The organism is Nonomuraea phyllanthi, from assembly GCF_006334985.2.
Lineage (GTDB): Bacteria > Actinomycetota > Actinomycetes > Streptosporangiales > Streptosporangiaceae > Nonomuraea > Nonomuraea phyllanthi.
This window is the reverse complement of the sequence record NZ_VDLX02000019.1, coordinates 52285-66733: the sequence shown is the minus strand read 5'-3', so window position 1 is coordinate 66733 and position 14449 is coordinate 52285. Positions and strand designations below refer to the sequence as shown.

The window sequence follows — 14449 nt, the reverse complement described above, 5'->3', positions numbered from 1 at the left end:
AGGACTCGGCGCCGAAGCGGTGCGGCATCTCGTGGGCGGTGCGCAGCTGCTCGCGGGCGTCGACGCGCCGGTTCTCGCGACGCAGCCACTCGCCGTACACCAGGTGGGTGCGGGCGAGGTACCCGGCGGCCCGGCCGCGCCGGAGGTGGTCGATGGCCTCGCGGTACGGGGAGAAGGCGGGCCGGCGCTCCCTCGAGGCGAGCGTGCCGCTGACCGCTCAGGAGGCGCAGATCGCGCGCCTGGCCGGTGACGGCATGACGAACGTCGCGATCGGTTCCCAGCTGTTCATCAGCCCGCACACCGTCGAATGGCATCTGCGCAAGGTGTTCGTGAAGCTGGGGATCGTCTCGCGGAAGCAGATCCGCGCATCGCTGGCCGAAGACGCGGCGGCCCCGCCCTGACCCCGGCCTTTTCGTCATCCTCGTGCTGAACGGCGCCGGATCGTGGCCCACGGCACCGCCCCCGAACTGGCGCGACGGGCGGCGGCACGTCAAACGGGCACCCGGCTCGTTGCACTAGTGCAGAGGACGGCATTTCCCGCCGCTTCCCCAGGGTCAGCCGCGCTCGTGCGTACGGTGTCCACATGAAGTACCTGCAAGGGCCCTTCGCGCCCGTCACCGAAGAAGTCACCGCCTACGACCTGCCCGTCACCGGGCGGATCCCGGCCGAGCTCAACGGCCGCTACCTGCGCAACGGCCCCAACCCGCTGGGCGTCGAAGACCCCGTTGTGCACATCTGGGGCATGGGCCAGGGGATGGTGCACGGGGTGCGGCTGCGTGACGGCCGGGCCGAGTGGTACCGCAACCGTTTCGTACGCACACCGGGCTTCGCCCCCATGGTGCACGTGATCGAGCACGCGCAACGCACCTTCGCCATGGCGGAAGGCGGCCTGCCGCCCGCCGAACTGGACGAGGAGCTGAACACCGTGGGCGTGTGCGCGCTGGGAGGGACCGCGGAAGGGTTCACGGCGGGGGCGCACTCCAAGCACGACCCGCTCACCGGCGAGCTGCATTCGCTGTCGTACATGGTGGGCCACGACTACGTCCAGCACATCGTGACGGACACCGGGGGCACCGTCACCCAGACCACCGCCATCCCCATGACGCGGACACCGTTCATGCACGACTTCGCGCTCACCGAGAACCACGTGGTGTTGTGGGACACGCCACTGGGCTTCGACGGGTTCGACTGCCGGTGGCTGCCGGAGCACCCGACGCGGGTGGGCGTCATGCCGCGGGCGGGCGGCGACGTACGGTGGCTGGACATCGACCCGATCCACGTCAGCCACACGCTCAACGCCTACGACGACGGCGACTCGGTCGTGGTGGACCTGGTCACGGCCGAGGGCCCGTTCGATCCCGCCGACCCCGGGGCGATCCGGCCCACGCTGGACCGCTGGACGATCACGCCCGACAAGATCCACCAGCGGCGCGTCGACGACCGGCCGCAGGACTTCCCTCGGGTGAACGAGGCGCGCACCACCCGCCCGTACCGGTACGGCTACTCGGCCGCGACCGCCCTGTACGGGATCCCGTTCGCCCCCGAGGGCATGCCGCCGGACGACGCCTTCACCAACGCCCTGGTCAAGCATGACCTGGAACGGGGGACGACCGAGGTGCACGGGTTCGGCAAGGACGAGGCGGTCGGGGAGGCCGTGTTCGCCGCGGCGGGGCGAGGCGAGGACGAGGGGTACCTGCTCACGTACGTGCACAATCCTGTCCGGAACGCGAGCGACCTGGTGATCCTCCCGGCCCAGGACTTCACGGGTGAGCCCGTCGCGCGCGTCCACCTCCCTGTCAGGGTGCCGCTCGGCCTGCACGGCACCTGGATGCCTGACCGCTGAGAAGTGGCAGCATGGCCGGCGTGAACGCTCCGCAACCGCCGTACCTCCGGATCGTCGCCGACATCGAGCGGCGCATCGCCGATGGAGAGCTGCGGCCGGGCGACCCCGTCCCCACCACCCGAGCGATCATGCGCGAGTGGGGCGTCGCGATGGCCACGGCCAGCAAGGCGCTCGCCGCGCTCAAGCAGGCGGGCGCCATCGAGTCTACGTCCCGGGTCGGTGCCGTGATCGCCGCCCGGAGAATGCCCTCGCGCTCGGCCGGAGGTCTCGAACGTGACCGCGTCGTCCGCGTGGCCATGGAGATCGCCGACGCCGACGGCCTGGCCGCGCTGTCCATGCGGGCGGTGGCGGCCGACCTCGGGGTCGCCACCATGGCCCTCTACCGGCATCTCGAAGGCAAGGCCGAGCTCACCCAGCTGATCGCCGACGCCGCGTTCGCCGAGATCGAATATCCGGAGCCGCCGCCGGGATGGCGCTCCCACCTGCGGGTGGCCGCGCAACTGCAATGGGCGGCCTACCAGCGCCATCCCTGGTTGCCGCGGCTGGTGTCCATCACCCGGCCGGTGACGCTGCCGGGGCAGATGGCGTACGGGCTGTGGACCCTGCACGCCCTCGACGGCCTCGACCTGGACCCGGGCACCCGGCTGCACATCTACGCCACGGTGGTCAACTATGTGCGCGGGACGGCGATCAACATCGAGAGCGAGGCCGCCGCCGAGCTGGACACGGGGATGACCAGCAAGCAGTGGGGCAGGGCCAAGCTGTCCGTAGACGGGCCGCTGATCGCCCAGGTCACGGATCCTGGCGCGGAGCTCGACCTGGAATCACTGTTCACCTTCGGCCTCGAACGCCTGCTCGACGGCCTGGCCACCGTCATCGCCCCCCGGCAGACGCGCCGGTGACCGGGCCTTCACGGGCGCCTGCACGCCGATCGGCGGCCACCGGGAGATCCCGACCGGCGCCTCTGGAAGCACCCGCGGCGTGACACAGAAGCTACGGCAGGACCCCGGGACACCGCGGGGTGCTTTCACCGTGCCAGGTTTCCGCGCTCCCCTACGGACCTGCGAAAACGCGACTACGAGCATTCCGCTTGCGTACCGTGAACGGCGACACAGGGCTGCCGTCGGAGGCCACGAACGCGACGATGTCGGCGATGTCTTTCTGAGGGGATCAAGCGTAGGGAATCTTGAGTTCCCAGCGGACCTCGCCGTCGTGCCATCGGTCGGTGGGGCGCAGACCGGCGGCGGTGGCGACGGCGGCCGAGGTCGCGTGGTCAGGGTGGATGTGGGCGACGACCGTGCCGATCCCCTGCTCCGCGAGCCGGCCGACCAGGGCCGTGGCGGCGGCGGTGGCCAGCCCGCGGCCCTGCCAGGGTGTCCCGATCACCCAGGCGATCTCCGCGGACCCGCCGTCGATCGTCGCCTGCACGTACCCGACCAGGCGCTCCTCCTCGCGCGACCAGACCACCCAGTTGCGCCAGCCGGGTGGCCCGGCGACCAGCCGCTCGTAGCGGGCGCGCAGTTCCTGCGCGGTGAGGGGCTCCCCGCCGATGAACGTGTGCAGGCCCGGGTCGGAGAGCACGCCGGCCATCTCGTCGGCGTGCTCGGGGTGCAGCGGGAGGAGGACGACCACAGGGGTCTCGATGCGATCCACGCGGTCACGATAGTCAGCCGGAGGCGAGGTCGCGGCGGCGCAGGCCGTACAGACCGAGGATCGTCAGCACAGCGGCGATCGCGAGCAGCACCACCGTGGCCACCGGGGCGAAGGCGCCCATCGGGTGCCAGGGAAGGTGGGAGAGCACCGAGGTGTTCACCAGCCAGTCCGGCAGCTTCATGTAGGGCCCGAGGATCTGGATGAACCCGCTGTACACGAGCACGGCCCAGGCCGCGTTCATGGCCCGCGGGGCGAGCCCGAGGAGAGCGGCGGGGACGGCGAGCAGCACCAGGACCTCCGGGGCGCGGATCAGGCTCGCCCGGACGACCTCTCCCGCGAGGCCGAGGTCGCCGGTCGACACGGCGGCGCCGATGCCGAGCGCGGCGCCGTACACCACCGGCAGGACGACCACGGCGAGCGCGGTGACCAGCAGGGACGACCAGTACCACGTCGGCCTGCCGGTCGGCCCGGCCAGCACGGGAGCGATGCGACCACGCACCTCCTCCGCCCGGAGCCGGATGACCGACAGGACCGCGAAGGCCCCGGTGTAGAGCGACCCGGTGAACACCATGAGGCTGAGCCAGGCCCGTCCGAAGTCCGCGTCGGCGGCGAAGATGGGGAGATTGGTCTGTTCCATTCCTCCGGTCATGGCGCCCAGGATGAAACCGATGGCGACGAACGCGGCGCCCCACCCGGCGATGGCCCCCTGCTGGAGCCGCAGGGCGAGCGTGAACGGCGAGCGCAGCCAGGAAGGCGCCGACGCGCGGCCGGGACGCGGGGCCACCAAGGAGGCGCCGAGATCCCTGCGGCTCACCAGGGAGTAGGCGCCCGCGACCAGGAGCGCGGCGACGAGAGCCGAAAGGCCGAGCGGCCACCAGCGCTCGCCGGCCAGCACGCGGGTCTGCTGCGACCAGCCGATCGGGGACAGCCAGAACAGCGGTCCGCCCTCCTGGCCCTGCATCGCTCCCGCGCCGCGCAGCAGCCACACTGTGACGAGCACGATGCCCGCGAGCCCGTTGGCGCCTCTCGGGTGCTCGGTGACCTGGGCGGTGACCGCGGCGACCCCGGCGAACACCAGCCCGACCGCGGCGAGGGAGGCACCGAACAGCAGCGCGCTGCCGAAGGGAAACCCGATGCTGATCGTCGCGGCAGTGGTGAGCACCGCGAGCGCGGCATTGCCGATCAGGGCGGCGATCAGTGCCGCGGTGAGCTGGGCGTGCCGGCCCACGACGGCCGCCCGGACGAGCTCGGCGCGGCCTGTCTGCTCCTCCGCCCGGGTGTGCCGGGTGACGAGCATGATGTTCATGATCGCGGCGGCCAGCAGGAACTCGACCCAGTAGGCGGCGAGGAAGTAGCTCCGCGTGGTGACGTCCCCGAACAGAGGCCCGCCGAGCACCCTCATGAAGGAGACGCGGATCATCTGCGAGGCTTCGGCCAGGGCCTCGGGCGTCGGGACGACCGCGGTCACGGCGGCGTAGTAGAAGCGCGGGACGAGGGCCGTGATGGCGACCAGCCAGAGGGTGAGCTTGACGCGGTCACGGCGCAGCGCCAGCCGTACCATCGCGCCGGTGCCGGTCAGGTGGCTGCCCGCCGGCTTCGATCCCGTACGGCTGCGCGCCGGGGAGACCGTGGTGGTCATGCCGCCTCCTTGTGCGCGTAGTGCCGGAGCATGAGCTCCTCGAGCGTCGGCGGGTGGCTGACCAGCGAGTCGATGCCGAAGGTGGTGAGGTGGCGGATGGCGGCGCCGAGGTGTTCGGCGTCCACCCCGAACCGCACCCTCCCGCCTGCGACCTTCGGGTCGTGGATTCCGGGCAGCTGGTCGAGGCCGGTGACCGTACTGGCGGTTTCCGCCACGACCGTCGTCCGGGTCAGGTGCCGCATCTGCGCCAGCGTGCCCGACTCCACGACCTTTCCGTCCCGGATGATGGTGATCCGGTCGGCGAGGGTTTCGACCTGGGCGAGGATGTGGCTGGACAGCAGGATGGTACGGCCCGCGGCCTTGGCTTCGGCGACGACCTGCTGGAACACCGCCTCCATCAGCGGGTCGAGCCCGCTCGTGGGCTCGTCGAGGATGAGCAGCTCCACGTCGGCGGAGAGTGCGGCGACGAGGGCGACCTTCTGGCGGTTCCCCTTGGAGTAGGTCCGCGCCTTCTTCTTCGGATCGAGCTCGAACCGCTCGATCAGCTCGTTCCTGCGTTTGTCGTTGAGCCCGCCCCGCAACCGGCCGAGCACGTCGATGGCCTCGCCTCCGGTGAGGTTGGGCCACAGCTCCACGTCGCCCGGCACGTACGCCAGCCGCCGGTGCAGCTCGACGGCGTCGGCCCAAGGGTCGCCGCCCAGCAGTCCGGCGCTGCCGGAGGTGGCCCGGATCAGGCCCAGCAGGATGCGGATGGTGGTGCTCTTGCCCGCCCCGTTCGGGCCGAGGAAGCCGTGCACCTCTCCGGCGTCCACGGTGAGGTCGAGCCCGTCGAGGGCGCGTACCGGCCCGTAGGCCTTGACGAGCCCGGAAACGGCGATGGCAGAGGTCATGGATTTCTCCGAATCACGAGTCTTTGGAAGCTCCAGGGCCGCTTCAGGCCCGGAGAGGACGCGGGCGGCGGTCCGCTATGCGAGGCCTCCGGTAACCCGTGCGTCGAACTCGCGGTCGGAAAGCGAGCTGTTGAGCTCCAGGAGAGCCTCGGCCTGCCAGCCCAGGACGTAGCGGGTCTCCGGCCGGTCCGACTCGACGGCCTCCCGGATCGCCCTCGCGACGACACCGGGGTCGGTGGCCTGGTCGCTCTGGTGGCCCGCCGGCGCCTCGGCGGCGCGAGCCATGGCCTCGGCCATCTCCCGGTACGCCCCGTTCCCGGAGATCTCCCGCAGTTGCCGCGCGGTCCCCGCCTCGAAATCGGTCCTGATGATGCCGGGCTGGATGACGACGACGTCGATGCCGAACTGCCGGGTCTCCATGCGGAGCGTGTCGGAGAAGGCCTCCAGGGCGTGCTTGGAGGCGTAGTACCAGGCGCCGAGCGGGAGGGCGATCTCGCCGCCGATCGACGACACGTTGACGATCGTGCCGGATCGCTGCCGGCGCATCTGCGGCAGGACCAGCTGGACGAGCCGGGCCGGCGCGAACAGGTTGACGTCGAACTCGTCCCGGGCCAGCGCCAGCGGCGTGTCCTCGACCGCGCCGTGCAGGACGGCTCCGGCGTTGTTCACCAGGACGTCGATCCGCTGGTGTTCGTCCAGGATGGTGCGGACGACCCGCTGGAGGCCCTCCTCCTTGGTCACGTCCACCGGCAGGGCGTGACCTCCCGCTTCGCGGATCGGCCCCATCATGTGAGCTCGCCGCGCGACGCCGTACACGACGTGTCCCGCGCGCAGGAGCTCCATTGCGGTGGCGTGGCCGATGCCGGACGAGGCACCGGTCACAAGGCATATCTTGGCAGCCATGTCAGACTCCTCCACGTGAACGCCGATCGTTCACGCAGGTGGAAAAGCTACGGATGCGTTTGAGGATTCAGCAAGTCGTAAACATCATCACCGCAGCTCAAAGCGAGGTTGTTGGCGCAAGGACGCTGTCGGCAAATGCAACAACGTCCATCCCGGGTGTAGCAATCAGGCGCGTCCGGGCGGCATACTTCGGGCGTCCCGCGACAAGGGAGGGCGCATGCCGGGAGGCCACCTGACGTACGAGGACCGCCGCAAGATCGCCGAAGGACTGGCGGCGAGGCTCAGCTATGCGGAGATCGCCCGCCGCCTGGGCCGGCCGAGGTCGACCATCGGCCGGGAGATCGCGCGCAACGGCGGCCCGTACGGCTATCGCGCTGCCCGAGCGCAGCAGGCCACCGAATGGCGCGCCCGCCGCCGGCCGAGCTCGCCGCTGCACACACCGCCCGACGCGGAGGCCGCCGCGCGCGACCCCCGCGCGGTGCGCGAGTTCGAGCAGAAACTCATCTCGATCATCTCCGGGGGGTGGCCGCCGATGGCGCCCAGGGTGCTGGTGTGCCTGCTCACCAGCGACACCGGCAGCCTGACCGTCGCCGACCTGATCGAACGCCTGCAGGTCAGCCCCGCGTCGATCTCCAAGGCCGTCGGCTCGCTCGAGCAACTGGGGCTCGTCAAACGCGAGCGTGACAACCGGCGCGAGCGGTATCTCATCGACGACGACGTCTGGTACCGGGCGTGGTTGGTCGGCACCCGGTCAATGGCGCTGTGGTCCGACACCATCCGGGAAGGCGTCGACGTCCTCGGCGCCGAGTCCCCGGCCAGTGTGCGGCTCAAGACCGCGAGCCGGTTCTTCGAGCTGCTCAGCAACGATATGGCTCAGGCGGCCGAACACTACCGGCGGACCTTCTCCGGCTCCCGGGACACGTGATCCCCCGGCGACCGCGCGAAGGTGCCGCGCGCGGTCGCCGACCAGCCGGTTCACGGTGCCGGTGAGGCCACGGCGATCTGCGGGTGACCGGTTACGGGGTGCGGGCCGACGCAGGCGCGTACGCCGGTGCCAGCACCTCCAGGGGCGGCCCGTGCGGATTTCCGCCACACACGTGTGTGGAGCCGCCCCGGGGGCCGCCCCACACACGTCAATCCTGGCCGGCGGTGCGCCTGCGATAGGCGCGCTGACGGCAGGAGGCGGAGCAGTACGCCCTGGGACGCCCGGCCGCGGGCTGGTCAACGGGCGCGCCGCACACGACACATCCCCCTGTTTCGTCACGAGATTCGTAACGCTGCCGAATCAGGAGTTCGATGCCGTCCAGCAGCCGCGCCAGGCCGAACTCGAAGGGGTCCTCCGGCCGGTCGAAGCCGCCCTGCTCCCACAGCCGGGTCAGCGTGGGGTAGCCGTACAGGCGCTCGAACAGCGTGTCGCGGCCTCCCCACCACTCCTCCTCGCTGACGCCGCTGCGGCGCTCGGTCTCGGCCGCCTCGACCAGCAGCAGCGCCTCGGAGTCGACGAACCTGCCGACGAGGCCGACCACGGCGATCACCTCGGCGGGGGTCAGGCCGGTGTCGGTCACCGTGCTCAGCATCTGCTCGTAGCGGGCGATGATGTTGGGGCCGGGTACGTGCCGGCCGCCCCGCACCTCCGCCAGCCATGGATGGCGGCGGCGCAGCTCCCAGCCCGCACGGGCGCACGCCTCCAGCCGCGCCCGCCATCCGTCACCCGCCGCCGCGGACCCGCCCGCCGTCTCGCCCGCCACCTCGTCGCACATCAGGTCGATGAGCTGGTCGCGGCCGGGCACGTGCCGGTAGAGCGACATGGTGGTGAAGCCCAGCCGTTCGGCCACCTTCCGCATCGACAGCCCCGCCAGGCCCTCGGCGTCGGCCAGCTCGACGCCCGCGCGCACGATCCGGTCGAGGCTCAGCCCCGGACGCGGCTCCGCGGCGCCTTCGCGCCACAGCAGCTCCACCACATGGTCGGGATCTTCGGCTCTGCCTCGCGTCATACTTCCTCCTCTGTTTATGATATACACCGTGTGTACGCCATAAACAGAACTTGGAGGCGCTACCCCCGTGATCGAACTGTTCGTCGACCCCCACGGTGACGACTCCGCGCCGGGCACGTCCGCGCGCCCGTTCGCCACCCTCAGCCGTGCCCGCGACGCGGCCCGCACCCTCACCGGCGAGATCGTCGTCCAGCTCAGGGCTGGGCGGCACCTGCTCACCGAACCCTTCGAGCTCACCGAGGCCGACTCGGGCCGCGACGGTCACCACGTCGTCTACCAGGCCCACGGGTACGGCACCACCGAGCAGGAAGAGGTCGTCGTCAGCGGCGGCCGCCTCATCACCGGCTGGCAGGAACAGGACGGCGCGTGGCTGGCCGAGGTGGGTGACCTGGACACCCGCCAGCTGTCCGTGGACGGCCGCCGGGCCGATCGGGCGGGCATCGACGGCCTTCCCGGCCAGGTCACCATGACCGAGACCGGCTACACCACCGACAGCACGGCGCCGCTGGCCTGGCGGAGCCCCGGCGATGTGGAGTTCGTCCATCGGGGCGTCTACCCGTGGACGGAGGCCCGCTGCGGCGTCGCCGCGGTGTCCGCCGGGGAACAGGGCACCGTGATCACCATGGCGCAGCCCGCCTTCGGCCGCGCTCTCGACCTGTACAACTCCACCTGGGAAGGGCAGACCTCACGAGGGCTCGGCCTGCCGACCCGGGTCGAGAACGACGCCGCCTTCCTCACCGAGCCCGGCACGTTCGTCCTGGACCGTTCACGGCCCGGTCACCACGTCCTGCGCTACCTCCCCCGCCCCGGCGAGCACCCGGAACGCACGCGGGTGGTCGCACCCGTACTGGAGACGCTGCTCCGCGCCACCGGCGTGAGCAGTGTGACGTTCAAGGGGCTGACGTTCGCCGACGCCACCTGGCTCCGTCCGAGCAGTCCCGAGGGGTTCCTGCACTACCACGGGAGCGGCTTCTACACCGGCGGCCCGATCCACACGGTCTCACTCGGCGAGGACGTCGGCTCGGTCACCGTACCCGGGGAGTCCGCCACGATCCCCGCATGCGTGACACTGACGGACGCCTCCGGCGTGCGGGTCGAGGGCTGCCGCTTCACCCGGCTCGGCGCCACCGGCCTCGGTGTGCACGGCGGCACGGACATCACCGTACGCGGATGCGACTTCGACACGCTCTCGGCCGGCGCCCTCGTGGTCGACGGCAGCAGTTCCACCTCCGTGGAGGACAACTGGATCCACCACGTCGGCCTGGAGTTCTCCGGCTCACCCGGCATCGCGCTGACCGGCACGACCGGGTGCACCGTCGCGCACAACCACGTCTCCGACGTTCCGCACTGCGGCATCGTCGCCGGCCCCGGCCGGGGCACCCGGATCCTCCGCAATCGCACCACGGACACGATGCAGGTGCTGGCCGACGGCGGAGGCATCTACCTGTCCGGCGCGCAGGGCGAGTCCCACGACTCGGGCGCCGTCGTCAGCGGCAACGTCATCGAGGACACCCGCACGCCGTACAACTTCGGCCTGTACACCGACTACGGCGCGGCATGGCTCACGATCGAGGAGAACGTGGTCGTCCGTGCCGACAGCACGGCCGTCCTGCACGTGTCGCCGCCGCTCGACAACGTCGTCTACCGGGGCAATTTCTGGGACGCCGCTCCGATCGGCGCCGACGCACCACCGGCCGGCGTCACGTACGAAGGCAACACCGTCCTCACCGGTGAAAGCGAGCTGGCGGCCGCGGTACGTGCCCGGGCCGGCCTCAGCCGGGCAGCCGCCGGGTAGCGGCTCCCTGCCCTTGGACGGACTCTCGCTGGACGGCCTGCCCCGCCGCGGTGCTCGGCGGCGGCAGCCCGTCCGCACGGGAAGTGGCGTCCGCGGACCGCAAGATCAATAAGGTGCGTTTGACTGCGACCACGAAGGGCGTGACGCTCCTGCCTTGAAGCGTGAGCCGCTGGCCAGTCACAGGGAGGGGGCGAACATGAGCAAGGGCAGAATGAAGCGCTCCGGCACCTGCAACCGCCCCTACAGCACGCCCTGCCAGCATGAACGTGCTTGCGTCCGCTGCCCTGGACCTGGCCCAGGTCCCCGGTCTGTGGCAGATCGAAGGCAACACGTGAGAACGGCTGGCCGAGGCCAAGCGCATGCAGTGCTCGGTGAATGCTGAGCATGGGAATGGGTGTTGAGGCGCTCTCCTGAACTCGGCCGCGATATCGATCGTCAGTACGGAGAGCCTCAGTCCACTCGATCCTGGCGGGCTGTACTCACAGGCCACCGCCATGGCGCTGCTCGCCGTGGACCTCCGCCACCGATCGTCCGGGCCGCCAGCCGGTTGACCGCCGATCCTTTGAAACGCGACCCTCATCCGCATGACGAACAGGGCCTGGTTCAACACAGACCAGCACCTTCTGCCGGGCAAGGAGATCTTTCGCAGCGAGCGGAGATTCGCGCTTTGGGCCTACACCGTGACCCATGGCCAAGCACTGTTCCGCAGTCTTGGAAGCACTGACTGCTCCGGCGGCCGTCCGGAAACCACCATCGAGGTGCTCTTCAAGCCCGCGGCGATCATGAAGATCAGGGACTGTTATCACGGCCTGCTCATCAGAAACGCACCCGCCGATGAAGCCGAACGCATCAGAGCCCTTTACCCCAGCGTCGATTTCAGTCCCAGTGATCGGGTCTTCCTGCTGGAGAGCCAAGGGGAGACTGACTACGTCATCAGCATGGCGGTCGGTTGGCACGAAGACATCCTGTCCCCCACTCGTCGAAGCTTCTTCGCCAACGTTTCTGCCGGTGATGTACGGTGGCCGCCCACGCCGCTCTCCGGTGCCGATGCGGGCTTCACCATCGCCCCGGCCGCCGATCTGATCGGCGCCCTCCGTAGTAGTGAAGGTCACCAGCGAGTCCGCCGGGAAGAGTATCGCGACGTCTACGTCGTCATGACCCGTGTCGAGTTCCGCGATGGGCCTGATATCTCCGGCTCCGGAGTGTTCCTGACTCACGAGGACGCCGAAGAGGCAATAGCCGTGCTCGCACCCCACGTCGCCGACTGCTGGATCGAAACTCTGCCCATCGCAATCTAGGAATGGCAGGAAGTTCGGAATCGTCTGCGCAGCCTCAGCGCAGAGAAGGGTGACCGCGTCCTGCGGCCAGGAAGCCTTCCTCGAGGGACATCTGCCCGCTTTCCAGGTGCTGGGCGGTTATGCGGGTGACAGAAAGCCTGCGGACCGCTGGTGCGGACGGGAAGGATGGGCGTTCCCGTCGAGGAGCGCGAATGGCCTGGCAGCCGGAGTAGGGCGCCCAGCGGCCGTCGACCCGGCAGCGCTACGCCACACACATCCGCCGCGGCAACGGGTGCACGCCAACGGCCAGGTTGTGATCGGCCCGCCAGAGAGCGCCGCCGACTGCCGGGTGGTGGCCCTGGACGCGGAGACTGTGCGGGTGCTGATACGGCACCGCGAGCGGCAGGAGGACCTGAGCGCGACGGCGGGGGGCAGGTTGGCAGGACTCGGGGTACGTGTTCACCACCGCGGAGGGTGCGCCGCTGCGGCTGGACCATCTCACCGGCCGGTTACACCGACTGGTGGCCGCCTCCGCTCCGGCTGCACGATCTGTGCCATGGCGCCCCCACGCTGGGGCTGGGAGCAATAGTCAATACCTGTGGATCGGTTTGGGTGTTGCTGAGTCAGTGAAGTTGTCCGGTTCGGTGTAGGTGATCGAAGATGAGCTGGTCGACTGGGGACACGCGGTCGCGGTCGGCGTAGCTCAGCCAGGTGATTTCTTCGATCTCGCTGCTGGGCGTCGGTACTCCGTGATGGTCGGCGGTGTAGCAGGTCATCTGCACGGTGATGCCCTCGGCGTGGCCGTGTGCCTGGGCCTGGTAGGTGCCCACGTGGGTGGCGGTGGCGGGGATGATGGTGATGGAGAGTTCCTCGTCGACCTCGCGGATGAGGGTATCGAGGTCGGTTTCGCCGGGTTCGCGTTTGCCGCCGGGGATGTAGTAGGCGTTCTTGCCTCGTGACCGGGTGCTGAGGATCTTGCCGTTGTCCAGGTGGATCCAGGCGATCTTGTCGATGGTGCTGTTCACCGTGTGCTCCTGTTGGCGGGGTGGGGTGGGTCAGGCGGCCAGGTCGTCGGGGCGTTCGAGGGGTTTCCCGTTGGTGAAGACCGCTCCGGCGCGGACGAGGGCGACCAGGTGGGGTGCGTTGACCGCGCGCCAGCGGGCTTGGGCGGATTCGATCAGCTTGAAGGCCATGGCCAGCCCGGCAGCGCGGGAACCCGGCCCTTTGGTGACCTTGGTCCGATGCCGGACCGTGGCGAGGGTCGATTCGATCGGGTTGGTCGTGCGCAGGTGCACCCAGTGCTCGGCCGGGAAGTCGTAGAAGGCGAGCAGTTCGTCGAGGTCGTCGACCACCTTGGCAACGGTCTTGGGATACTTGGCCCCGTAGGCGGCTTGGAAGTCCTTGACCGCGGTCTGGGCGTGGGTCTTGTCTTCGGCGTTCCAGATCTCGGCCAGGTGCTTCTTGGCGGCCGGGTGGGCTGACTTCGGTAGCGCCCCCAAAACATTCGCGATCTTGTGAAACCAGCACCGCTGCTCCTTAGCCTGCGGAAACACCTCCCGCAGCGCCGACCAAAAGCCGAGCGCGCCGTCCCCGATGGCCAGCACCGGTGCCCTCATGCCGCGTCGCTTGCAGTCACGCAGCAAGTCAGCCCATGACTCGGTGGACTCGCGATAGCCGTCGGTGAGCGCGACGAGTTCCTTGCGGCCGTCCGCGCGCACGCCGATCATCACCAGCAGGCACAGCTTGTGCTCCTCCAGCCGGATGTTGACGTGGATGCCGTCCACCCACAGGTAGACGTAGTCCACGCCGGACAGGTCACGGGCGGCGAAAGCGCGCTGCTCGCCCTTCCAGGTCTCGGTCAGCTTGGTGATGACCGAGGCGGACAGGCCCGAGGTCGAGCCGAGAAACTGGCCCAGCGCCGGGACGAAGTCGCCGGAAGACAAGCCGTGCAGATACAGCAGCGGCAGCACCTCGCTGATCGAGGGGGTCTTGCGGGCCCAGGCGGGCAGGATCGCCGAGGAGAACCGCCGGCGCTCGCCGGTGGCCTCGTCAATGCGCTTGTCGTTGACGCGCGGAGCCTTCACCTCGATCGCGCCGGCCACGGTGAGGATCTCACGCGGCTAGTGGGAGCCGTTGCGCACGACCAGGCGGCGGCCATGCTCGTCGCGCGCATCGGCGAAGGCGGCGATGTAGGCGTCGACCTCGGCCTGCAAGGCCGCGGCGAGCATCTTACGGGCACCCTCACGGACGATCTGGTCGATCAACGAGGGCGAGGCGGGGGCGGCCGAGCTGTCGTGGTCGTCAGCGGGCAACTCGGGCACTACGGTAAGCGGCACGGGTGTGCCTTCCCGACCGACGCGCCAACGTCGGCCTCATCTCGAAACCATCATCGGATGATCCGGGAAGGTACACCCTTCCCGGCAGATCCACAGGTTTCGATAATTGCTCGATCGAG

The 14449-nt window shown here is 69.8% G+C and carries 12 protein-coding genes and 1 pseudogene; 6 read left to right on the top strand and 7 right to left on the bottom strand.

The window, feature by feature from the left end; all coding sequences use genetic code 11:
• Window positions 1–152: 152 nt before the first annotated feature.
• From FH608_RS38775 to FH608_RS38765, 3 genes are all read left to right on the top strand, one after another.
• A complete protein-coding gene (locus FH608_RS38775) occupies window positions 153–401 on the top strand; it encodes a helix-turn-helix domain-containing protein (RefSeq protein ID WP_226900279.1) in 249 nt (82 codons plus the stop codon).
• Window positions 402–583: 182 nt separating this feature from the next.
• On the top strand, window positions 584–1843 hold the full coding sequence (locus FH608_RS38770) for a carotenoid oxygenase family protein (protein ID WP_139635389.1): 1260 nt from the start codon (window positions 584–586) through the stop codon (window positions 1841–1843).
• A gap of 20 nt (window positions 1844–1863) precedes the next feature.
• Entirely contained in the window at window positions 1864–2745 is an 882-nt protein-coding gene (locus FH608_RS38765) for a GntR family transcriptional regulator (RefSeq protein ID WP_139635388.1), read from the top strand.
• Window positions 2746–3013: 268 nt separating this feature from the next.
• Here the strand turns inward: FH608_RS38765 and FH608_RS38760 are convergent, their stop codons facing one another.
• The 4 genes from FH608_RS38760 to FH608_RS38745 all read right to left on the bottom strand — a co-directional run bounded on the left by FH608_RS38760 (window position 3014) and on the right by FH608_RS38745 (window position 6928).
• Window positions 3014–3496: a GNAT family N-acetyltransferase gene (locus FH608_RS38760; RefSeq protein ID WP_226900278.1), complete on the bottom strand. Its 483-nt coding sequence runs from the start codon at window positions 3494–3496 to the stop codon at window positions 3014–3016.
• A 13-nt stretch (window positions 3497–3509) separates the two neighbouring features.
• Window positions 3510–5135, bottom strand: a complete 1626-nt coding sequence (locus tag FH608_RS38755; RefSeq protein WP_139635387.1) for an ABC transporter permease — start codon at window positions 5133–5135, stop codon at window positions 3510–3512.
• Window positions 5132–6025 carry an ABC transporter ATP-binding protein gene (locus FH608_RS38750; protein ID WP_139635386.1) on the bottom strand — a complete coding sequence of 298 codons (894 nt, stop codon included), beginning with the start codon at window positions 6023–6025 and terminating at the stop codon, window positions 5132–5134. Before FH608_RS38750 ends, FH608_RS38755 begins: the two co-directional genes overlap by 4 nt.
• Window positions 6026–6100: 75 nt before the next feature.
• A complete protein-coding gene (locus FH608_RS38745) occupies window positions 6101–6928 on the bottom strand; it encodes an oxidoreductase (protein ID WP_139635385.1) in 828 nt (275 codons plus the stop codon).
• 217 nt (window positions 6929–7145) lie between these two features.
• On the opposite strand from FH608_RS38745, the gene FH608_RS54535 reads away from it, so the two are divergent.
• On the top strand, window positions 7146–7853 hold the full coding sequence (locus FH608_RS54535) for a helix-turn-helix domain-containing protein (RefSeq protein WP_139635384.1): 708 nt from the start codon (window positions 7146–7148) through the stop codon (window positions 7851–7853).
• A 208-nt stretch (window positions 7854–8061) separates the two neighbouring features.
• Here FH608_RS54535 and FH608_RS38735 read toward each other — a convergent pair whose 3' ends face one another.
• Window positions 8062–8922 (bottom strand): TetR/AcrR family transcriptional regulator, encoded by an 861-nt coding sequence (locus FH608_RS38735; RefSeq protein WP_139635383.1) that lies wholly within the window; start codon window positions 8920–8922, stop codon window positions 8062–8064.
• Between the two features lie 67 nt (window positions 8923–8989).
• On the opposite strand from FH608_RS38735, the gene FH608_RS38730 reads away from it, so the two are divergent.
• Together FH608_RS38730 and FH608_RS38725 are read left to right on the top strand one after the other, a co-directional pair.
• Window positions 8990–10717, top strand: coding sequence for a right-handed parallel beta-helix repeat-containing protein (locus tag FH608_RS38730; protein ID WP_139635382.1), 1728 nt, complete (start codon window positions 8990–8992; stop codon window positions 10715–10717).
• A 584-nt stretch (window positions 10718–11301) separates the two neighbouring features.
• On the top strand, window positions 11302–12015 hold the full coding sequence (locus FH608_RS38725) for a hypothetical protein (protein ID WP_139635381.1): 714 nt from the start codon (window positions 11302–11304) through the stop codon (window positions 12013–12015).
• A 602-nt stretch (window positions 12016–12617) separates the two neighbouring features.
• Here FH608_RS38725 and FH608_RS38720 read toward each other — a convergent pair.
• A complete protein-coding gene (locus FH608_RS38720) occupies window positions 12618–13019 on the bottom strand; it encodes an NUDIX hydrolase (protein WP_139635380.1) in 402 nt (133 codons plus the stop codon).
• A 30-nt stretch (window positions 13020–13049) separates the two neighbouring features.
• Window positions 13050–14315 (bottom strand): annotated as a pseudogene (locus FH608_RS38715) (IS256 family transposase).
• Window positions 14316–14449: the final 134 nt, after the last annotated feature.

Excerpts from the sequence above, each read along its gene's own strand:
- FH608_RS38770 (WP_139635389.1), top strand. The coding sequence starts at position 584 with ATGAAGTACCTGCAAGGGCCCTTCGCGCCCGTCACCGAAGAAGTCACC.
- FH608_RS38735 (WP_139635383.1), bottom strand. The coding sequence starts at position 8,922 with ATGACGCGAGGCAGAGCCGAAGATCCCGACCATGTGGTGGAGCTGCTG.
- FH608_RS38745 (WP_139635385.1), bottom strand. The coding sequence starts at position 6,928 with ATGGCTGCCAAGATATGCCTTGTGACCGGTGCCTCGTCCGGCATCGGC.
- FH608_RS38750 (WP_139635386.1), bottom strand. The coding sequence starts at position 6,025 with ATGACCTCTGCCATCGCCGTTTCCGGGCTCGTCAAGGCCTACGGGCCG.
- FH608_RS38725 (WP_139635381.1), top strand. The coding sequence starts at position 11,302 with ATGACGAACAGGGCCTGGTTCAACACAGACCAGCACCTTCTGCCGGGC.
- FH608_RS54535 (WP_139635384.1), top strand. The coding sequence starts at position 7,146 with ATGCCGGGAGGCCACCTGACGTACGAGGACCGCCGCAAGATCGCCGAA.
- FH608_RS38775 (WP_226900279.1), top strand. The coding sequence starts at position 153 with ATGGCCTCGCGGTACGGGGAGAAGGCGGGCCGGCGCTCCCTCGAGGCG.
- FH608_RS38755 (WP_139635387.1), bottom strand. The coding sequence starts at position 5,135 with ATGACCACCACGGTCTCCCCGGCGCGCAGCCGTACGGGATCGAAGCCG.